This is a genomic window from Aeromonas sp. 130281 (genome assembly GCF_056642115.1).
The window spans coordinates 687912-707580 of record NZ_JBWVQS010000001.1; the positions used below are offsets into that span (position 1 = coordinate 687912).

General features: G+C 64.6%; 16 protein-coding genes and 3 tRNA genes. 15 read left to right on the plus strand and 4 right to left on the minus strand.

Annotated features, from left to right (window positions below; genetic code table 11):
• Window positions 1–270 precede the first annotated feature (270 nt).
• The 3 genes from AC1IN8_RS02975 to AC1IN8_RS02985 form a co-directional block, all read right to left on the minus strand.
• Window positions 271–358 (minus strand) — tRNA-Ser (locus AC1IN8_RS02975).
• A gap of 270 nt (window positions 359–628) precedes the next feature.
• The gene (gene dauA, locus AC1IN8_RS02980; RefSeq protein WP_479758016.1) at window positions 629–2365 is read right to left on the minus strand and encodes a C4-dicarboxylic acid transporter DauA; all 1737 of its coding nucleotides are present in this window, start codon (window positions 2363–2365) and stop codon (window positions 629–631) included.
• A 157-nt stretch (window positions 2366–2522) separates the two neighbouring features.
• Window positions 2523–2810, minus strand: coding sequence for a hypothetical protein (locus tag AC1IN8_RS02985; protein ID WP_479758017.1), 288 nt, complete (start codon window positions 2808–2810; stop codon window positions 2523–2525).
• Between the two features lie 212 nt (window positions 2811–3022).
• Here AC1IN8_RS02985 and AC1IN8_RS02990 point away from each other — a divergent pair.
• The 15 genes from AC1IN8_RS02990 to AC1IN8_RS03060 all read left to right on the plus strand — a co-directional run bounded on the left by AC1IN8_RS02990 (window position 3023) and on the right by AC1IN8_RS03060 (window position 19018).
• Window positions 3023–3098: transfer RNA gene (locus tag AC1IN8_RS02990), tRNA-Asn, on the plus strand.
• Between the two features lie 2 nt (window positions 3099–3100).
• A tRNA-Asn gene (locus tag AC1IN8_RS02995) sits at window positions 3101–3176 on the plus strand.
• 311 nt (window positions 3177–3487) lie between these two features.
• Window positions 3488–4924, plus strand: a complete 1437-nt coding sequence (locus tag AC1IN8_RS03000; protein ID WP_041998737.1) for a circularly permuted type 2 ATP-grasp protein — start codon at window positions 3488–3490, stop codon at window positions 4922–4924.
• Window positions 4918–5844 (plus strand): alpha-E domain-containing protein, encoded by a 927-nt coding sequence (locus AC1IN8_RS03005; RefSeq protein ID WP_247626688.1) that lies wholly within the window; start codon window positions 4918–4920, stop codon window positions 5842–5844. Before AC1IN8_RS03000 ends, AC1IN8_RS03005 begins: the two co-directional genes overlap by 7 nt.
• A complete protein-coding gene (locus tag AC1IN8_RS03010; RefSeq protein WP_265436237.1) occupies window positions 5841–6641 on the plus strand; it encodes a transglutaminase family protein in 801 nt (266 codons plus the stop codon). The genes AC1IN8_RS03005 and AC1IN8_RS03010 overlap by 4 nt, the downstream gene beginning before the upstream one ends.
• 31 nt (window positions 6642–6672) lie before the next feature.
• Window positions 6673–7374, plus strand: a complete 702-nt coding sequence (locus AC1IN8_RS03015; protein WP_479758019.1) for a proteasome-type protease — start codon at window positions 6673–6675, stop codon at window positions 7372–7374.
• An 87-nt stretch (window positions 7375–7461) separates the two neighbouring features.
• The gene (locus AC1IN8_RS03020) at window positions 7462–7947 is read left to right on the plus strand and encodes a YqhA family protein (protein ID WP_139436110.1); all 486 of its coding nucleotides are present in this window, start codon (window positions 7462–7464) and stop codon (window positions 7945–7947) included.
• 122 nt (window positions 7948–8069) lie between these two features.
• Window positions 8070–8519: a hypothetical protein gene (locus AC1IN8_RS03025; RefSeq protein WP_479758021.1), complete on the plus strand. Its 450-nt coding sequence runs from the start codon at window positions 8070–8072 to the stop codon at window positions 8517–8519.
• Between the two features lie 4 nt (window positions 8520–8523).
• Window positions 8524–11493 carry an NHL repeat-containing protein gene (locus AC1IN8_RS03030; protein ID WP_479758023.1) on the plus strand — a complete coding sequence of 990 codons (2970 nt, stop codon included), beginning with the start codon at window positions 8524–8526 and terminating at the stop codon, window positions 11491–11493.
• Window positions 11493–12317 (plus strand): FTR1 family iron permease, encoded by an 825-nt coding sequence (locus AC1IN8_RS03035; RefSeq protein ID WP_454009443.1) that lies wholly within the window; start codon window positions 11493–11495, stop codon window positions 12315–12317. The genes AC1IN8_RS03030 and AC1IN8_RS03035 overlap by 1 nt, the downstream gene beginning before the upstream one ends.
• A gap of 76 nt (window positions 12318–12393) precedes the next feature.
• Window positions 12394–13815 carry an FAD-dependent oxidoreductase gene (locus AC1IN8_RS03040; RefSeq protein WP_479758025.1) on the plus strand — a complete coding sequence of 474 codons (1422 nt, stop codon included), beginning with the start codon at window positions 12394–12396 and terminating at the stop codon, window positions 13813–13815.
• Between the two features lie 139 nt (window positions 13816–13954).
• Window positions 13955–14515, plus strand: coding sequence for a hypothetical protein (locus AC1IN8_RS03045; RefSeq protein ID WP_479758454.1), 561 nt, complete (start codon window positions 13955–13957; stop codon window positions 14513–14515).
• Window positions 14516–14658: 143 nt separating this feature from the next.
• Window positions 14659–15978: a hypothetical protein gene (locus AC1IN8_RS03050; RefSeq protein WP_479758026.1), complete on the plus strand. Its 1320-nt coding sequence runs from the start codon at window positions 14659–14661 to the stop codon at window positions 15976–15978.
• A gap of 77 nt (window positions 15979–16055) precedes the next feature.
• Entirely contained in the window at window positions 16056–17699 is a 1644-nt protein-coding gene (locus AC1IN8_RS03055) for a hypothetical protein (RefSeq protein ID WP_479758027.1), read from the plus strand.
• Window positions 17700–17815: 116 nt separating this feature from the next.
• The gene (locus AC1IN8_RS03060; protein ID WP_247626696.1) at window positions 17816–19018 is read left to right on the plus strand and encodes a Bcr/CflA family multidrug efflux MFS transporter; all 1203 of its coding nucleotides are present in this window, start codon (window positions 17816–17818) and stop codon (window positions 19016–19018) included.
• A gap of 81 nt (window positions 19019–19099) precedes the next feature.
• Here AC1IN8_RS03060 and AC1IN8_RS03065 read toward each other — a convergent pair whose 3' ends face one another.
• Window positions 19100–19666, minus strand: a complete 567-nt coding sequence (locus tag AC1IN8_RS03065) for a pyridoxamine 5'-phosphate oxidase family protein (protein ID WP_247626697.1) — start codon at window positions 19664–19666, stop codon at window positions 19100–19102.
• Window positions 19667–19669: the final 3 nt, after the last annotated feature.

Genomic DNA, 19669 nt, shown 5'->3' on the forward strand with positions numbered 1-19669 from the left:
CTCCGGCAAGGAGACACCGCCATCTTGCGCTGAAGCCGAGGAGATGACGGCCCCAACAACAAAAAAGCCCGATCATGAAATCGGGCTTTGCATAAGGCGGTGGTCGGGATTGACTCGCGCCATCTCTGGCGCTAACCCTGCGGCTGTCCAGGCGAGCTGTCCTGCCCCCTTGTCGAACCAGAGCTCGAACCGAGCCGCCCCTCGCTGGGCATCAGGGAATGTGATAACCCGAAATGCAAAAAGCCCGACCATAAGGTCGGGCTTTCAATTTGGCGGTGAGGGAGGGATTCGAACCCTCGATACGTTGCCGTATACACACTTTCCAGGCGTGCTCCTTCAGCCACTCGGACACCTCACCAAATTTTTACTTCTTGAAGTGGCTTTCGGAGCACGCTGCGCGTGCATCTTGCCGACTTCGTCGGTGGGCAACCTCTCGGACACCGCACCAAAGTTCTGTCTGTGGTTTAACGTGTTCATCCAACACGGGTTCATTGCGCTGCTGCGCTGGAACGGGGCGTAATGTAAGGGATAGGAGCATGCCGGTCAATCTCATTTTTCATCTTTTGCCATCGTTTGCTCAATTTGCGAACCAACTGACCAAAAAGATGCCGTTTCCTATCCCTTTACGTCAATTTTCAACCGCTTCGTGCAAATGTTCCCCTCTGATGGCTTCCTCCAGCGAGCCGTAGAACTCCAGCTCACCCGGGACAGGACGCACCTTGGCGCGCGCCAGGGTCTTGAGGGGCTGGAACTGCAGCTCGGCCACCTTCAGCTGGACGCCCGACTTGGCCATGCGCCAGGCAAATTGCTGGAAGGCAGAGAGCCCGCCGGCATCCAGAATGGAGACGGCCTCCATCTGCAGGATCAGCGCCTTGTGCTCCCCCACCTGGGCCAGCAACTCGTCGAAGACCCGCTCCGCCGCCGCAAAGAACAGCGGACCGTTGATCTTGTAGAGCAGGGTCTGCGCCGGCACCTCGCTGGCATAGCGCCCATGCTCCGCCAGATTGTGCAGCTTAGTCATCTTGGCAATCTCGCGCATGAACAGCAGAGACGCCAGGATCACCCCGAAGGTGATGGCGATGACCATGTCGAAGATGACGGTCAGCGACAGGCAGACCAGCAGCACCAGCACGTCGGAGCGGGGCGCCCGGCGCACCAGATCCACCACCTTGTGGGCCTCGCTCATGTTCCAGGCCACCAGCAGCAGCAGGGCGGCCATGGCGGAGAGCGGCAGCCAGGAGAGCCAGGGTGCCAGCACCAGAATGGCCGCCAGCACCACCAGCGCATGGACTATGCCGGAAATGGGCGAGGTGGCACCGGCCCGCACGTTGGCGGCGGAGCGGGCGATGGCGGCCGTCGCCGTGATGCCACCGAAGAAGGGGGTGAGGATGTTGCCAAGCCCCTGTCCCACCAGCTCGCCGTTGGAGCTGTGCTTGCGCCCCGTCATGCCATCCAGCACCACGGCGCAGAGCAGGGATTCGATGGCTCCCAGCATGGCCATGGAGAAGGCGGCGGGCAGCAAGCGCTCGATGGCGGCGAGGTTCCACTCCACCGGCGCCCCGTCCGGCCCGGGCAGGGCCCAGGGCATCACCAGGGTCGGGGCTATGGGAGGTATCCCCATGCCCTGAGTGCCATCGGCCAGGGTATAGCTGAACTTGCTGCCTATGGTGGCCACGTCCACCCCGAACTGGTGCAGACCGAAAGCCAGACCGACACCCACCAGCACGGCCGGCAGATGACCCGGCACCGGCAGCCGCAATCTGGGCCAGAGCAGCAGCACTGCCAGGGTGGCCACCCCCACCAGGGTATCACCCCACTGCCAGCTGGGCAGGGCATGGGCCAGCGCCTGCACCTTGCCGACATAGGTTTCCGGCATTTCGGGAACGTGCAGGCCGAAGAAGTCCTTGATCTGCAAGGTGGCGATCACGATGGCGATACCGCCCGTAAAGCCAAGCGTCACCGAGGGCGGAATGTATTCGATGAGGCGGCCGAGGCGCGCCATCCCCATGGCCACCAGGAAGAAGCCGGAGATGAGGGTCGCCATCAAGAGGCCCCCCACCCCGAATTGCTGGGCCACCGGATAGAGGATCACCACGAAGGCGGCAGTGGGGCCAGAAATCGAGAAGCGCGAGCCCCCCGTCACGGCGATGACGATGCCGGCGATGATGGCGGTGTAGAGGCCGTGCTGGGGCGGCACCCCGCTGGCGATGGCCAGCGCCATGGCGAGCGGAATGGCGATGATGCCGACCGTGATGCCGGCGATGAGGTCGCGGCCGAAGCGCGCCACGCTATAGGGTTCATCGATGCAGGATTGGCGCAATGCGATAGCCAGCTTCACGCCTTGTAAGGAAGCTTGATTGTGCATGTCTAGGGTAATACCAGAAGAGGGAGACAAAGGCCGGGGTGAACCGGCACCCGATCATCATCAAGGGCCGGCAGAGCTGTCGACGCGGCGATGGTATCCAGAGCAACCATACCCGAGCCGGCCCGATAATTCGATGGGCAGGATCAAGAAATGGCCATTACCCCGCATTATTGTCATCGATAGCTCGCATATCGCCGATTTTCCCAGCCATCCCTTCCGCTCTCTGCTCATCGCGAGCCTGCATCTTCCCCGCCTCCCCTTCCATAACCTCAGAGACAAGCCCCTCGACAATCGGTATACCACCGATTTTCCCAGACATCCCTTCAGTGACCCGGTCATCGCGAACCTGCATCTTCCCCGCCTCCCCCATCACCTCAAAGGCAAGCCCATCGACAATGGGTATATCGCCGATAGGCATCCCCCCCTCCATGATCGGCTCATCCATTGCCGCGCCCCATCCAGACCGGGGGGCGCCTTCACGGCCAGCTCCACCGTGGCCGCAGGCAGGGCATCTCAAGCTGCTGATTGTGCTGAAAATAGTCCACAGCGCCCAAGTTTTGGGCAAACGGGCCGAAAAGCCCTTTTTCCGTGGCATGGCGGGTTGACACCCGTCCGGGGGATCATTAATATCCGCTCCGTCTCGACGAGACAGGCAATTCCTCCTTAGTTCAGTCGGTAGAACGGCGGACTGTTAATCCGTATGTCACTGGTTCAAGTCCAGTAGGAGGAGCCAATTCCCTCGTAGTTCAGTCGGTAGAACGGCGGACTGTTAATCCGTATGTCACAGGTTCAAGTCCTGTCGAGGGAGCCATCTTCTAAAGCCCAGTCTCAGGACTGGGCTTTTTCGTTTCCACTGCCCCAGCACGGGGCAAGGCGAAGCAGCGTGGCCTCCCCTCCCTGCCCGTTTCCTCTCATTGCGCCTGGGGGCGCTGCCACAAGATGGCGCAGGCATACCCTCTCTGGGGTACCAGTCTGGTGCAGCATCCTTTTCCTCTTGATGACAATGCACTCATCTCTTTGATTTATCAGTATAAAATTACTGACATCGGCCTTCGTAGCGACTCAGTTGACTGGCACAGCCCTTGCAATTCCTGACCTCAGGGACGTCACAAGGAGTTGCCTATGCTACCCATCAAGCCGCCCGGACCCGGTTGCTACGACGAGATGTTGCTCGCCGACAACCAGTTTCGCGATCACTACCACGCCTACCTGGCGTGGCTGCACCAGACCGACGAGAAGAGCATAGAACGCAAGCGTGAGGAGGCCGATCTGCTGTTTCACCGGGTCGGCATCACCTTCAACGTCTATGGGGACGGGGACGGCGCCGAACGTCTCATCCCGTTCGACAGCATTCCCCGCATCATCCCCGCCCGGGAGTGGCAGCATCTGGACAAGGGGATCCGCCAGCGCGTCACCGCCCTCAACGCCTTCCTGCACGACATCTATCACGATCAGCGCATCCTGAAGGCGGGGGTGATCCCGGCCGCCCAGATCCTCACCAACGCCCAGTACCAGCCCTGCATGCAGGGGGTCGACCTGCACCGCAATACCTATGTCCATATCACAGGGGTCGACATCATCCGCAACAGCGACGGCGACTACTACGTGCTGGAGGACAACCTGCGCACCCCCTCCGGGGTCTCCTACATGCTGGAGAACCGCAAGATGATGATGCGCCTCTTCCCTGAGCTGTTTCACAACCAGCCCATAGCGCCGGTGGAGCGCTACCCGGCTCTCTTGCTCCAGACCCTGCGCGAGAGCAGCCCGGTGGACAACCCCTGCGTGGTGGTGATGACCCCGGGACGCTTCAACAGCGCCTACTTCGAGCACAGCTTCCTCGCCCAGCAGATGGGGGTGGAGCTGGTGGAGAGCGCGGATCTGGTGGTCAAGGATGGTCAGGTGCTGATGCGCACCACCACTGGGCTGAAAAGGGTGGATGTCATCTATCGCCGTATCGACGACGACTACCTGGATCCCCTCGCCTTCAACCCGGACTCCCTCATCGGCGTACCCGGCCTGCTCTCTGTCTACCGCGCCGGCGGCGTGGTGCTGGCCAATGCCATCGGCACCGGGGTGGCGGATGACAAGTCCATCTACCCCTATGTGCCGGAGATGATCCGCTTCTATCTGGGAGAGGAGCCCATCCTCAACAACGTCCCCACCTGGCAGTGCCGGGAACCCGATGCCCTGGCCTATGTGCTGGCGCACCTGGAGGAGCTGGTGGTCAAGGAGGTCCATGGCGCCGGCGGCTACGGCATGCTGATCGGCCCCTGCGCCAGCCGCGAGGAGCTGGCCCGTTTTCGCGAGCTGCTCAAGGCCAGGCCCGACAACTACATCGCCCAGCCGACGCTCTCCCTCTCCACCTGCCCCACCTTCGTCGAGGCGGGTATCGCTCCCCGCCACATCGACCTGCGCCCCTTCGTCCTCACCGGACAGGAGCTGCGCCTGGTGCCGGGCGGTCTGACCCGGGTCGCCCTCACCGAAGGCTCCCTGGTGGTCAACTCCTCCCAGGGCGGCGGCACCAAGGACACCTGGGTCATGGAGGGCAACCCATGCTGAGCCGCACCGCAAGCGAACTCTACTGGATGTCCCGCCACCTGGAGCGGGCGGAGAACACGGCCCGCATGCTGGACGTCACCCAGACCATGTCGCTGATGCCCTCCATCGACGCCGATCACAGCGAGCTGGTGGCCCCCCTCACCATCAGCGGCACCCACGAGCCCTTCCTGGCCCGCTACGGCCAGGTGAACATGGAGAACCTGCTGCAATTTTTCTGCTTCGACGAGGAGAACCCGAGCAGCATCTTCAGCTGCCTGCGCATGGCCAGGGACAATGCCCACGGGGTGCGCGGCAAGATCCCGGGTGAGGTGTGGGAGAGCATCAACGCCGCCTGGATAGAGATCCGCAGGCGCCGCAAGGCGGGGCTCTCCAGCGGCCAGGCCCAGGAGTTCTTCGACTGGATCAAGGAGCGATCCCACCAGTTCCGTGGCGCCACCTATGGCACCATGATGCGCGGGGACGTGCTCTGGTTCCTGCGCCTTGGCACCTTCATCGAGCGGGCCGACAACACGGCACGCATCCTGACCGTGAAGTATCAGGTGATCCGGGAGGACGAGGACAGCGTGCGCGAGTTCTACCGCTGGAACGCCCTGCTGCGCTCGGTGGGGGCCTACGAGGCGCACCAGACCCTCTACAAGACCCTCTCCCACGCCTCCATCGCCGAGCTGCTGATCCTGCGCAACGAAGTGCCGCGCTCCCTGCGCGCCTGCCTCGACGAGATGGAGCACATCCTGGCCCAGATCGAGGGGAACGCCGGCCAGGCGCCCCGGCGCCTCACCACCATACTCAACGCCCATCTGACCTATGGCGCCATCGAGGATGTGTTCGCCCTCGGCATGCAGGCGTACCTGAGGGACTTTCTCAGCGACATCGGCGCCATCGGCCAGAGCATCCACGCCGCCTACCTGGAGGTATTATGAGACTCATCATCGATCACCAGACCCGCTACCACTATGCCGACGTGGTGCGCCGCAGCACCCAGTACCTGCGTCTGACTCCCCACAGCACGGCCCGCCAGCAGATCCTCTCCTGGCAGCTGGAGTTGCCGGGGGAGGCCACCTGCACCACGGACGGTTACGGCAACATACTGCACGTGCTGAGCCTGGAGTCCCCCCACGAGGGGATCCTCATCCGCGCCCGTGGCGAGGTGGAGATCTGCGACGATGCCCAGGACGATGAGGAGCACTCCCTCATCTCCCCCCTGAGCTACCTGAGGCCCACCGCCCTCACCAGCCCGACCCCGGCCCTGCGGGATCTCGCGAAGGCCTGTCTGCCAGAGGAGCCCACCCTGGCCGATCTGCAGGGGCTGATGGCACGCATCCTGGTGCTGATGCCCTATCAGCCCGGCAGCACGGACGCCACCTTCAGCGCCGACGAGGCCCTCGCTTCGGGCAGCGGCGTCTGTCAGGACCACACCCATGTGTTCCTGGCCTGCTGTCGACATGCCGGCCTGCCGGCCAGGTACGTGAGCGGTTACCTCTACAGCCAGGACAGCAGCCACGTGGCGATGCACGCCTGGGCCGAGGTGTGGATCGAGGGGCGCTGGCACACCTTCGATGTCACCAACCTCACCTGCTCCGCCAGCGAGCACCTCAAGCTCGCGGTCGGCATGGATTATCTGGATGCCTGCCCGGTGCGCGGGGTGCGCTACGGTGGCGGCTGCGAGCAGTTGCAGAGCCAGGCGCGGGTCACCCGCCTGGATGGGCAGCAGCAATGAGGGCCCGGGAAGCGCTGGCGGGAGGGCGGCCATGACCTATTGCGTCGCCATGTGCCTGCAAGATGGCATCGTCTTCGCCTCAGACTCGCGCACCAATGCGGGGGTGGACCACATCGCCACCTTCCGCAAGCTGCACCTCTTCACCCAGGAGGACAGGGTGATAGTGCTGCAAAGCGCCGGCAATCTGGCCACCACCCAGAGTGTCATCAGCCTGCTGACGGAGGGGACGGCTCTGCTCAGCCTCCCAAGCCTCTACGAGGTCGCGGCCCTCATCGGCCAGACCATACGCACCGTCATCAGCCGGGATGGGGGCCAGCAGCAGGGGCATGTCAACTTCGGCTGCAACATACTGCTGGGGGGACAGATCCGGGGGGAGCGCCACCGCCTGTTCCACATCTATCCGGAGGGCAACTTCATCGAGGCGAGCGCCGACACCCCCTACTTCCAGATAGGGGAGAGCAAGTACGGCAAGCCCATCATAGATCGCATCATCCAGTACGAGACGCCGCTTCAGACCGCCCTGCAGTGCGCCCTCATCTCCATCGACTCGACCCTGCGCAGCAACCTCTCGGTGGGCTTGCCCCTGGACGCCCTGGTCTATCCCGAGGGGAGCTTCTCGGCGGCACACCTGCACCGCATCACAGAGCAGAACCCCCACTTCCTGGCTCTGCGCAAGGCCTGGGGCGAGGGGTTGCAGCGGCTGTTTCGAGATCTCCCCCCCTTCCCCCTCTGAACGGGCGGGGAAGCGCCATGGCGCTTTCCCGCCCCCCTCTTTCCAGATATTCTGGCTGCCATTCGCTTCCCTCTCGATGGAGTCCCCATGCGCCGCTTCAACGTCATGCTCAACGGCAGCCGGTTGATGATGTTCCCCTTCTATGTCTGCATCCTTATCTGCGTCGCCCTCCTGATGGTGAAGTTCGCCATGCAGCTCTATGTGCTGTGCCGCGACATCATAGAGATCGACTATCTGGATCTCATCACTGGGGTGCTCACCCTGGTGGACTTCGTGCTGGTGGCCCAGATGCTGATCCTGGTGGCCATCTGCGGCTATGTGCAGTTCATCAAGACCCCGGAGCAGCGGGCGGCCCTGGGGGACAACTGGCTCAGCAAGATCAACTTCGCCTCCCTCAAACTCATCGTCATCAACTCCCTGGTCACCATAGCCGGCATCGAGGTGCTCAAGGCCTTCCTGGAAGACGGCACCGGCAACGAGACAGAGATGAAGTGGTCTGTCATCGTCTTCCTGGCCTTCTCCACCGCCGCCCTCATCTACGCCATCACGGAGCGACTGGCGGATCACAAGTGACCCGGCCCTGATTTCATTCAGGATCTATTCATCAGCGGCCGAATTGATAACTCTTTTCATTACCCTTACCCCATTGTAAACTTGCTCGCCCCGGGCTGAACTGCCCGGGTGCTGGAGCACCTATGACAAGCCTTTCCCTCTCACCGCGACACCTCTGGCAATGGCTGGCCTATCACCATCAGGCCGCCGAGGGCTCCCTCTACCTGATGTTCTTCTCCGGCCTGCTGTTGTGGGAGCCCCTGACCCCGGTCTGGTCCCTGGCGCGCTGGAACCTGTTTCTCCATGTGATGCTCTCGCTCTCCCTGTTTCCCCTGCTGTTTGGCGCCTTCTGGCTCTCCCATCGCAGCCTGCTGAACAAGAGCCGCAGACCTTTCTTGCGCACCACGGGGCGCATCATCGAAACCCTGCTGCTGGTCTGTCTCGCCAGCGGATTGCTGCTGGTGCTGCACGGCACCCCGGGGGATAGCCTCGGCAACCTTGCCAGCTGGGCCCACTGGCTGAGCGCGCTCGCGTTGACGCCCCTGGTGCTGCGCCACGCCTGGCGCTGGACCATCTTGACATGGCGCACCTGATCTTATGTTGAAGTGGTTGTTCTCCCTGATGTTCGCCGCCCTGCTGCTGGGGACCGCCTCGGCCCAGGAGATGGGCACCGCCATGATCCCCTATGCCGAGGGCGCCGCCCCGCGCCTGCTGGTGGCCAACCAGGGCGCCGGCTCCGTCACCCTGCTTGAACGCCAGAGCGGCAAGCGGCTGAAAGAGGTGCAGCTGGGGGGGGATCTGCGCCAACTGGCCCGGGCAGACGACGGCACCCTACTGGTCACCGACTACAGCGGCGATCGGTTGCTGCTGCTGGATGATGATCTCACTCTGGAAAAGGCAATCCCCACCGGCCATAGACCCTACGGCGTCATCTTTGACCCCAAGCGGCAGTGGTTCTGGGTCACGCTGTTCGAATCCGCTCGCCTGCAGGCCTACGACACCGCCGGCAACCTCCAGCTGGATACAGAAGCCGCCGAGACTCCGCGTGGACTGGCATTGACCGACGACGATCGCCTGCTGCTGACCCACGCCATGACAGGCCAGCTCGCCATCTATGATCTCGCCAAGCTTGGCCACAGCGCCAAGGGTTCCTTGCTTCCCAAACCCAAGCTCATTACCCTGGCGGAAACCCACAGCGACACCCCAAGCGACTCCCAGGGATTGCCGCGCCTGCTGGACGGCATCACCCTCTCCCCCGATGGCAGCGAAGCCTGGCTGCCTCACGTGCTGTGGAGCTTCGATCACCCCTTCCAGTTTCAGAGCACCGTCTTCCCGGCCGTCTCCATCATCGATCTGGATGAGGAGAAAGAACGGGTAGACGAGCGCAAGCAGCTCTTCTTGCAGATCAATCTGCCAAGCGTCGGCAACCGCAGCCAGATCGTCTCCAACCCGTTCGCGGCGCGCTTCGCCGCCGACGGCAAGCGGGTCTACCTGACCCTAGCGGGTTCCGAGGACTTGCTGGTGTTTGACCTGTCGCGCAGCGGCAAATCCAACAGCAACCGTCACCGCCGCAAGAAGTTTCAGGGGGGGGCCAAGGCGACCCAGCTGCTGCGCCACCTGCCGGGCCAGAATCCGCGCGATCTGCTGATCGATGGCGACCATATTCTGGTGCACAACGCCATGGGGCAGGATCTTACCCGCCTCAATAGCGGCGGCAGTGGCCCATTTGCCCGGGTCACCGTCGATGTGCCCCACTTCGCCAAACTGGTGGAGACGGATCCCCGCCCCGAAGCGCTCAGGCGCGGCGAGCGGTTGTTCAACCTGGGTAATACCGCCGCCAACAGCCGCTTCCCCATGGCGGGGGACAACTGGATGAGCTGCAACTCCTGCCATCTGGACGGTTTCAACTTCACCAACCGCCATCTGATGGCGGCCCATCGCCAGAAGAGCGGCGACAACGCCATCAACGGCCACGCCAACCTCACCAACATGGTGGCGGGAGACTTCGTCGGCGAGTACCTGCGCATGACCCAGCAGACCCAGGGCGGCATGGGCCACGACACCCGGGATGGGGCCGAGCCGGTGGATCCCGAGAGCCCGCAACCGGAAGTGAAAGCGATGATGGAGGATCTGCACGCCTTCGTCACCGCCGATGGCAACCTCCCCTATCTCGCCAACTGGCTCAGGCTCGATGCCCCGCGCAGGGATCCCGCCAAGGCGCCGACCACTCACCCGAAAGAGTGGCTCAACTCCGCCTCCTGCCAGAACTGCCACAGCCAAGCGTTCAAGGACTGGAGCGAGAGCAACCACCGGCTGATGGGCAACTCCCACCCCTATTACAAGGTGGTGCAGGCCCTGGCCCGGGAAACCGAAGGGGAAGCCTTCGGCCAGTGGTGCCAGGGCTGCCACATGCCCCAGCAGGTGCTGACCGGCCAGCAGGATCTGCCCAAGGGCTCCCACATGTTCGAGCAGGGCGGCGCCTCGCTGATTGCCGCCCACCAGAAAGGCGAGCCCGTGGTGGAAGAAGGGACCGGCTGCGTGCTCTGCCATCGCATCACCAAAGTGGAAGACGCGGGCGGCAACAGCGCCTTTACGGTGAATTTGAAAGACCGCGAGAGCTATGTGTTCGAGGATTCCCCGGGTGGCAGCCTCAGACACTGGCTGGCCGAGCGGCAGATCAACGCCCGTCCCGCCATGCACAAGGCCTCCTACCAGAAGGATTTCTACCAGGATGCGGCCCTGTGCAAGTCGTGCCACAACGAGTTTGCCCCGGGCACAGGCGCCAACATCGTCAACACCTGGGACGAGTGGGAGAAATCCAGCTTCGCCAAGGCCGAGGATCCCGCCAAACGGCGCACCTGCATCGACTGCCATATGAACCCGGAGCCCGGCAATGGCGGCGCACCGGTGGCGGGCCAGTCCACCGAGAACGGCACCATGAAGGCGCGGCTCTATCGCCACAACTTCACCGGCGCCCAGCATCAGCTGGTGGGGCTGCGAAATCCTGACCTTGAACAGGAGAGCCTGGCGCTGCTCCGCTCAAGCGCCACCCTCTCGGCCCGTATCGAAGGGGCTGCCGATAACCAGCAACTGGTGGTGCGGGTCGCCAATACAGGCGCGGGCCACGCCCTGCCCACCGGGGTCGCCGATTTCCGTGAACTCTGGCTGGAGCTGACCATCACCGACGCCAGCGGCAAGGTGGTGCTCAGAAGCGGCCAGCCGGTGGACGGCGCCGTGCCTGAGGATGCGCGCCTGTTCAGAAAGGTGTTCGGCGATGCCGAGGGCAAGCCGGTGGGGCTCAAGTTCTGGCGCTACGCCAAGCTGCTGGAAGATACCCGCATTCCAGCCGATGGCTGGCGCGATGAAGCCTGGCCGCTGCCCGCAGATGCCAAGGGGCCCTTCAAGGCCGATATCAGACTCAATTTCCGCACCTACCCCAAGTGGGTCAGTGATGCGGTGCGCGCCGCCGAGCCAAGCTTGCCGGCGCCACCCATAGTGCAACTCAATCGGCTGCAACTGACCCTGCAGCCCCTCCCCGTTACGCCCGATACGGAGCCTCAAACCTGATGTTTGCAAGTTTTCTCATTACCCTGCGCGAGGGGCTGGAAGCCTTCCTGCTGGTGGGCATCTGCCTCTCCTACCTCGCCAAGCTGGGGGCGAGCCGCTACAACAAGCTCATCTATCTGGGGGTGGGGCTCGGCCTCGTCGCCTCCCTCGTGGTCGCCTTCCTGTTCCAGGTGGTGGTGAGCCAGTTCGAGAGCGAGCGCTACAACCACCTCCTGATGGCGGGGATCCTCATCTTCGCCACCCTGGTGCTCACCTATATGGCAATCTGGATGCAGAAGCAGGCCAAATCCCAGGTGGGGGCCATGACGGCGCGCATCGATGCCGCCATCGATGGCGGCAACCTGTTCGGTCTGGTGCTGCTCGCCTTCCTGGCTGTGATGCGCGAAGGCTTTGAAACCGTGCTCTTCTTCTCCGCCCTGGTCTACTCAGGGCAAGGGGTGGATCTGCACGAGGGACTGATGGGGGCGCTGGCGGGGCTGCTGGTCTCTGTGGTGCTGGTGTGGGGGCTGCTGCGCTCCACCCGCAAGGTGGCGCTGGCCCCCTTCTTCCGCTGGACCGGGCTGCTCATCATCATCATAGCCGCGGGGCTGCTCTCGTCCGCCGTCAACATGTTGCAGGCGGCAGACATCATCACCTTCTGGACCACACCGGTGTTCAACATCAGCCACATCCTCGACGATCAGGGGGTCTTCGGCACCTTCCTGCGCGCCCTGTTTGGCTACAATGCCTCGCCGGCCGGCCTGCAGTTGCTGACCTGGGCCGCCTATCTGGCCATCTTCGTCACCCTCTGGCATCGCAGCTATCGCCCTCGGGCGCAGGGATAAACCCGCGGTTGCAACCCCATTCGGGGGCCGCGCCCTGGTGCGGCTCCCTTATCTATCAAGCAGTGTCGGAACACTCATGAGCGACAACAAAAAGAAGATTGCGGTACTGGGTGCCGGGCCCGCCGGTCTGATGGCCGCCTGGCGCCTCTGCCAGGCCGGTTTTGCGGTCACCCTGTTCGAACAGGAGCCGGTCGTCGGCGGCATGTGCGCCACCCAGACCTTCAAGGGGCGCGATGGCGACTATCGCTTCGACTACGGTGGTCACCGCTTCATCACCAAGAACCCCGAGCTGCTCGCCTTTATCGACGAGCTGATGGGGGACGATCTGCTCCACGCCGAGCGAAAGAGCGTGATCCGCTTTGGCGGGCGCACCTATGACTACCCCTTGAACCTGCCGAACCTGCTGAAAACCGCCCCCCTGCCGCTGATGGCCGGTACGGTGAAGGATCTGCTGCTGCTGCCCTTTGCCAAGAAGCCCACCGATTTTGCCAAGGCGAGCTTTGCCGAGTGGATCCAGAGCCACTTCGGTCGCACCCTCTACCGCCAGTTCTTCGAGGGCTACACCGGCAAGCTGTGGGGCATCAACCCTGACCGTCTCTCCGCCGACTGGGCCGGCCAGCGCATCAGCCTCATCGATTTGAAAGACGTGGCGCGCCGCCTGCTGCCAAGGCGCAAGGGCAACCTCTCGGTGCGCACCTATGCCCGCAAGTATCGTTATCCAAAGTACGGCTTCGGCCAGATCTTCACCACCCTGGGGGAGCGGCTGGTGGCAGAGGGAGTCGAACTCAAGACCGGCGCCACCATCACCCGCCTCGAGCAGGCTGATGGCCGCATCGAACGGGTTTATTGGTCACAAGATAACGTGGAACAAAGCGAGCAATTTGATCAGGTGATCTCCACCCTGCCGCTACCGCTCACCTGCCAGCATCTGGGCTTGCCCTGCGATCTGCACTACCGATCCCTGCGCTTCGTCAATATGCCCCTCAAACAGGAAAACCTGTCGGACAACACCTGGCAGTACCTCTCCGACCCCCATATCCTGGCCACCCGTCTGCAGGAGCCGCGCCGGCGCAGCCCCTTTATGGCGCCAGAAGGCCAGAGCTCGGTGATGCTGGAGATCCCCTGCAATCCGGGGGATGCCACCTGGCAGGCGCCGCTGGCCGATCTGCGCGGCCGGGTGACAGAAGATCTGGCGAGCCTTGGGGTCGATACCCAGAAGCTTGGCGACGAGACCTTCGAGGCGCGCAGCGAGTACGCCTATCCGCTGATGGATCTCGGCTATCAGGCCCGCCGCAACGACGCCATCCAGGCGCTGATGCCGATAGCCAACCTCATCATGACCGGCCGTCAGGGGACATTCCGCTACATCTTCACCGACACCGCCATGGAGATGGGGATGATGGCCGCCGACATGGTGATCGACGGGGTGGACAGACGCCACGCCATCTATAACCATCGCAACGAAAATACCGTCATCGAGACCCAGAGCGTGGCGTAGCAACAAGAACAACCCCCTCCCGGCCTCCCCCTTCGAAAGGGGCAGGGTAAAACTCCCTCCCCTGACAAGGGGAGCGTCGGGGGTCCAACTCATCAGGACTGGCGCCATGCCGTCAGAACAAATCAACAAGGAGAACAGGATGACCATACGCCCGGGTTTGCTTGCCCTCACCCTGCTGCTAGCCCTGAGCGGTCAGGCGCAGGCTTACTCCTACGCCGCCGCCGGCAAGGAGCCGCTGATCGACGCCCGCGAGGCGCTGCTTGGCGCCGCCACTGACGGCAAGGACGCCAGCGCCACCTTGAGCGAGATTGCCGACGAGCTGACCTATCTGGAAGAGCACCACAAGGTGACACTGCAAGCGCCCCTGGCCGCCGCCATCAAGGGGAAAGACGCGGCCACCACCGCTGCCCTGCTCAACCGCGCCTACAAGGCGGAGATCGAGCGCCGCCTCGAAGGGGCGGCTCAGAACCTTGGCGACTACCAGACTGCCAAGGTGCTGGTGGTCAAGAGCAAGCGCTTCCTCGACTTGATCCTCCCCTCCCTCAATGAAGGGGATCGCAAGGCGGCCGAACAGGCGCTGGCCAAGGTGCTCGATGCCATCGGCAACCCGGGGGTATTCGGGGTAGGTGCCAAGCCCGCCGATGCCACCGCCTTTAGCGATGCCGAAAAAGCGCTGATGGCCGTGCTGGCACCGCTCTGATGGCCACCAGCCACTCATTGCGCCACCTCGCTGTGACAAATGGTGGGTTTCGCTGCGCTCTACCCACCCTACGCACGACCGGCCGATAGATGCACCCGCACGCCGGTTTGCCCCCTTCTCCCCTTGCGGGAGAAGGGCTGGGGATGAGGGGGAAGGCAAGGTCTCGGCGTTGGGCTTCCCCCTGCACAACCGCCATTTGGCTGCTTGCCCTGCTGCAACTGGTCTGGACGGGCTGGCTATTTACCTTCCCGGTGGCGCTCGACTCCGACGACGCCCTCAATTTCGCCCATGGGGTAGTGCGCTTTAGCGTGCTGGAGTTCTCCCCCCACTTTCCGGGCTACCCCGCCTTTATCTGGCTGGCGCGACTGATCAACCTCGCGGTAGACGACCCGGCCCGCGCGGTGCAGTGGGCCAGCCTGCTCGGCACAGCGCTGATAGCGCCCCTCGCCGCCTTGTTGGCGGTGAAACTATGGCAACGGCCAAACCTGCTGGCGCCGGTCTGGCTGCTGGTGCTGGCTCTGCCGCTCACCCCGACCCTGGCGCTCTCCGGCCTCTCGGATGGGCCGGCGCTGGCCGCCTGGCTCGGGGCGCTGCTGGCCTTGCAGCATCGCAAAATCGCGCTGGCGGGTCTGCTGCTTGGATTGCTGCTGGCGCTGCGCCCCTCCTACTTCGTGCTGGCCCTGCTCCCCCTTTGGCTCGGGATGGCGCAGCAGGGAACGCGCTTAAGGTTTGTGCTCCCCATCACCCTGGTGGGGCTTATCAGTCTGCTCTTTGTCTGGCAGGCCGATGGCTGGGCCTATTTTGCCGAGGGGCGGCGCTTTACCGACGGCCACTTCACCCTCTGGGGCAACACGGCGGCGGCCCACGGGGATCGGCTGCTGAACTGGGCGCGCACCTTCAACGATCAGCTCACCCCGCTCTGGCCCCTATTGATGGGGGCCTTGCTCCTGCTGCCGCTCTGGCAGCGGTCAAAGGGCCAGACTGCCGCCCTCTCCCCGCTCTGGTCGTTCTACTGGCTCGCCCTGCTGCTCTGGACCCTGTTTGGCCAGAACCCGGACAATCCCCGCCATCTGGCACCCATCACCCTGCTCGGTATAGTGCTGCTGGCGGGCAGGCTGCCCCGATGGGGCGAGCGCCCTGCCATGCTGGGAGCCCTGTTGCTGCTCTGCACCACACTCACAGCGCCAGCGCCGCCCGCCATGGTACAGGCCGCCCGGCTGGCCGAGCAGACGTGTCCGGCCCTGGTGACCCAGTGGGGGGTGAGGCTGCTTAGGGAAACCACGACCCTGCCGGTGACGGACGGCTGGTATCAGGGGGATGCCGCCCTTGCACTCACCCAGGGGGCCTGCCGCCTCAGCCGCCGCCCCATAGCGCAGAGCGAGATGCCGCTCCCCCACCAGGGGCACTGGTTTGCCCCCCGCTTTGGCGCCGAACCCGGCCTCTGGCTCGCCATCCCGCGCTGACATCTGGCCCAAACGCGTCGCTGCGTCAGCTGACTCGTCTACACTCACTGCGCATGGGCGTGGCAGGGAGAGGATGCATGAAGGGAGGCAAGGAGTGGGCACTGGTGCCCCTGGTTCTGGCGCTGGCCAGTGCGCTCCTGGTGCTGCCTGTCTGGCTGCAGGGGGGCACTCAGGGGCACGATCTGTTCCACCACCTGCTCTCCGGCCACTACTTTGCCCGCCAGCTGTGGCAGGGGGAGCTCTACCCCCGCTGGCTGATGGCCATGAATGGCGGCTTTGGCAGCCCCACCTTCTTCTTCTATCCCCCGCTCCCCTACTATGTCAGCGCCCTCTTTGCCGGCCCCGGTGCCCCCGCCCAGCAGGCCATCTACCCCCTGCTCGGGAGCGCCACCCTGGCGCTGCTGCTCTCGGGCACGTTCGCCTATCTGTGGCTGCGCGCCACCACGCCCCCGGGCCGGGCCCTGGCGGTCAGCCTGCTCTACCTGATCCTGCCCTATCACCTGGCCATGGATCTCTATGCCCGCTTCGCCCTGGCGGAGTTCTGGGCCTTCGCCTGGGCGCCGCTGATCCTGCTTGGCCAGGATCTCGCCCATCGCGGCCTGCGCCAGGGCCTGCCCCTGCTGATCCTGGGGCTGGCGCTGCTGGCCTTCTCCCACCTGCCCAGCCTGCTGCTGCTGATGGGGCTGGTCAGCGTGCGAGCCCTCTGGTTCGCCTGGCGATCCCGCACCCTGGCGCCCTGCTGGATAGCCCTGGGGGCCCAGGGGCTGGGGCTCTGCATGGCGGCGGCCCTGCTGCTGCCCGCCCTGGCGGATCAGGGGGCCATCTCCATGGAGCTGATGCGCGGCGGCATGTTCGACTTTAGGCGCAACTTCCTCGACCGTTTGCCCTCGGGCTGGGGGGACTGGCGCTTTCGCGGTCACCTGGCGTGGCAGAGCCTGCTGACCCTGGCTCTGCTGCTCATCGCCTGGGCCGCCGCCCGCGAGCCGCGCCACCCCGAGCTGCTGTGCTGGGGGGCGATCGGCGTCACCGCCTTCCTGATGATGCTGCCCGTGAGCCAGCCCCTCTGGAGCCTGCTGCCCCCCCTGCAACGGGTACAGTTTCCCTGGCGGCTCAATCTCATCCTCACCCTGGCCACCATCGCCGTGGTGGCGCTCGGCACCCCCACTCACCGTCCCTGGCAGTGGCTCTGGTGGGGCATGCTGCTGCTGACCCTCCTCTCCACCCTGGCCTATGTGCGCCACGCCCCCCTCACCCAGGCCCCCACCCGGGAGGCCATGGCCCTCGAGTTCGACAGCAAGCGCAGCGCCCGGGAGTACAGGCCAAGACAGGTGCCGGGGGGCATGTTCGCCCCCACCCTGCTCGCCTGGAAGGACGAGTTCCAGCCCCCGGTGAGCGCCGAGCCCCCGGGCGCCAGCTGGACAGTGCACCGCTGGCAGCCCAGGACCCTGACCCTGGCGGTAACGGCGGCCGTGCCGACCCGGCTGGTCCTGCACCAGTATGATTACCCCGGCTGGCAGGCCTGGCTCGACGAGCGCCTGATGCTGACGGTGGGTGCCAACCCCCAGGGCCTGATGCAGCTCTGGGTGCCGGCGGGCAGCCACAGCCTCACCCTCAGGCTGACGGCGCGCTGGCCCGAGCGGGCAGGCAATGCCCTCTCCCTGCTCGGGTGGCTCGGCTGGCTGCTTCTGTGCCACCACAGGGCAAGGCGTCCGGTGCGCTGAGTCCGTCGCAGATCTGACCTCTGGGCCCGGGACAGGATAGACCTGCCCAAGCCTGCCAAAGCTGATAGACTCAGCACTTGCCCCTTTTCCCGGCCCTGCCACGACTCGGATACCCTATGCCTCAAGCCACGACCCTCTCTCCCCGCTTCCTGTTCATCCTGCTCGGCGCCCTGGCGGGCCTGACCCCGCTCGCGGTGGACATGTACCTGCCCGCCATTCCGGCCATTGCCCGGGATCTGGCCACCAGCATAGACGGGGCCCAGCTCACCATCAGCGCCTTCCTCGGCGGCTTCGCCATCGGCCAGCTGTTCTACGGGCCGCTCGCCGACAGCTTCGGCCGCAAGCCGGTGATCCTGGCGGGCCTCTCCATGTTCGCCGTGGCCTCGGTGGGCTGCGCCCTGGCGGACTCCCTGCCGGAGCTGCTGGCCTGGCGCATGCTGCAGGCCGCCGGCGGGGCGGCGGGATCCGTGGTGGTCAATGCCCTGCTGCGGGATCTGTTCGAGAAGGATGCGTTTTCGCGGGCCATGTCCTTCGTCATCCTGGTGATGACGCTGGCCCCCCTGGTGGCCCCGGTGGTGGGCGGCTACATCAGCGCCCATGCCGACTGGCGGGTGATCTTCTGGCTGCTGGTGGGGATCAGCCTGCTCATCTGCGTGGTGATGCAGTGGAAGATAGAGGAGACCCTCAAACCCGAACACAAGCAGCCCCTCAAGCTCGGCCAGGTGCTGCGCAACTACTGGGGCGTGCTCTCCCACCGCGGCGCCATGGGCTATGTGCTGTGCGGCGCCCTGTCGAGCTCGGGCATGTTCGCCTTCCTGAGTGCCTCCCCTTATGTCTATATCGAGTATTTCAAGGTACCGACCGAGCACTACGGCTGGCTCTTTGGCCTCAACATCCTGCTGATGATGGTGGTCACCTTCGTCAACAGCCGTCTGGTGAAGGGGGTGGGCGCCGAGCGCATGCTGCAGTACGGCCTGACGGTGCTGCCGCTGGCCGGGGCTCTGCTCATCTACAACGCCTGGAGCCAGACCGGGGGCCTGTGGGGCATCGTCATCCCAGTGGTGCTCTTCGTCGGCCACATCAGCCTGGTGGGGGCCAACGCCATGACGGGCCTGATGGGCCACTTCCCCCAGTCGGCGGGCACCGCCTCGGCGCTCGCGGGCACCCTTCGCTTTGGCATAGGCGCCGTGGTGGGCATTTTGGTCAACCTCAATCCCCCCGAGTCGCCGCTGCCCATGGCCATCGCCATCGCCGCCTGTGGCCTGAGCTCGGCGCTCTGCTACTGGCTGCTCACCGGCAAGCGCGCCAGGGCGGCCTGACGATCCCTTCGGCTCACCGCGATGCCGACACGAAAAAGCCCTGTCCACCGGACAGGGCTTTTTGCATCAGGGGCGCGGCCCTCAGGCATCGGCCTCCAAGCCACTGCGAGCCAGGATCTCGCTCTCCACGCCATCCAGGCTCAGCTGGTTCTTCTTGCGCCAGTAGGCCTCTATGCCCTCCTTGCCCTGGCGGGCCGACCAGTTGGCGAGATCCTCCCTGTCCCCCTGATAGTCAAACAGGGGCACCGACATGCCGCAGGAGGTCTGGACCCGTTCAATGTCGAGCAGGAAGATCTGGCGGGCCGCCACGCTGGCCGGGAAACGCGCCAGCGCCGTCTCCCAGTCAGGATCGCCCCGGTGCAGCACCCGCGCCTGGCCATAGGCCCGCACTATCATGGGCGCCCCCTCGAAGGCGCAGAACATCACCGTCATGCGCGGGTTCTGCAACACATGGGCCGCCGACTCGTTGCCGCTGCCGGTCAGGTTGAGCCAGGCCAGGGTATGGGCATCGAGAATGCGCAACGAATCCCCGCCCTTGGGGGAGAGGTTGACCGTGCCCTCCCTCGCCGCCGTACCGACAAAATAGATCTTCTGCGCCTCGATAAAGGCCACATGGCGCGGCGAGAGCGCCTCGAACAGTTGTCCCATAGT

Coding starts and splice junctions, on each gene's coding strand:
- dauA (WP_479758016.1), bottom strand. CDS start 2,365: ATGCACAATCAAGCTTCCTTACAAGGCGTGAAGCTGGCTATCGCATTG.
- AC1IN8_RS02985 (WP_479758017.1), bottom strand. CDS start 2,810: ATGGATGAGCCGATCATGGAGGGGGGGATGCCTATCGGCGATATACCC.
- AC1IN8_RS03000 (WP_041998737.1), top strand. CDS start 3,488: ATGCTACCCATCAAGCCGCCCGGACCCGGTTGCTACGACGAGATGTTG.
- AC1IN8_RS03005 (WP_247626688.1), top strand. CDS start 4,918: ATGCTGAGCCGCACCGCAAGCGAACTCTACTGGATGTCCCGCCACCTG.
- AC1IN8_RS03010 (WP_265436237.1), top strand. CDS start 5,841: ATGAGACTCATCATCGATCACCAGACCCGCTACCACTATGCCGACGTG.
- AC1IN8_RS03015 (WP_479758019.1), top strand. CDS start 6,673: ATGACCTATTGCGTCGCCATGTGCCTGCAAGATGGCATCGTCTTCGCC.
- AC1IN8_RS03020 (WP_139436110.1), top strand. CDS start 7,462: ATGCGCCGCTTCAACGTCATGCTCAACGGCAGCCGGTTGATGATGTTC.
- AC1IN8_RS03025 (WP_479758021.1), top strand. CDS start 8,070: ATGACAAGCCTTTCCCTCTCACCGCGACACCTCTGGCAATGGCTGGCC.
- AC1IN8_RS03030 (WP_479758023.1), top strand. CDS start 8,524: ATGTTGAAGTGGTTGTTCTCCCTGATGTTCGCCGCCCTGCTGCTGGGG.
- AC1IN8_RS03035 (WP_454009443.1), top strand. CDS start 11,493: ATGTTTGCAAGTTTTCTCATTACCCTGCGCGAGGGGCTGGAAGCCTTC.
- AC1IN8_RS03040 (WP_479758025.1), top strand. CDS start 12,394: ATGAGCGACAACAAAAAGAAGATTGCGGTACTGGGTGCCGGGCCCGCC.
- AC1IN8_RS03045 (WP_479758454.1), top strand. CDS start 13,955: ATGACCATACGCCCGGGTTTGCTTGCCCTCACCCTGCTGCTAGCCCTG.
- AC1IN8_RS03050 (WP_479758026.1), top strand. CDS start 14,659: ATGAGGGGGAAGGCAAGGTCTCGGCGTTGGGCTTCCCCCTGCACAACC.
- AC1IN8_RS03055 (WP_479758027.1), top strand. CDS start 16,056: ATGAAGGGAGGCAAGGAGTGGGCACTGGTGCCCCTGGTTCTGGCGCTG.
- AC1IN8_RS03060 (WP_247626696.1), top strand. CDS start 17,816: ATGCCTCAAGCCACGACCCTCTCTCCCCGCTTCCTGTTCATCCTGCTC.
- AC1IN8_RS03065 (WP_247626697.1), bottom strand. CDS start 19,666: ATGGGACAACTGTTCGAGGCGCTCTCGCCGCGCCATGTGGCCTTTATC.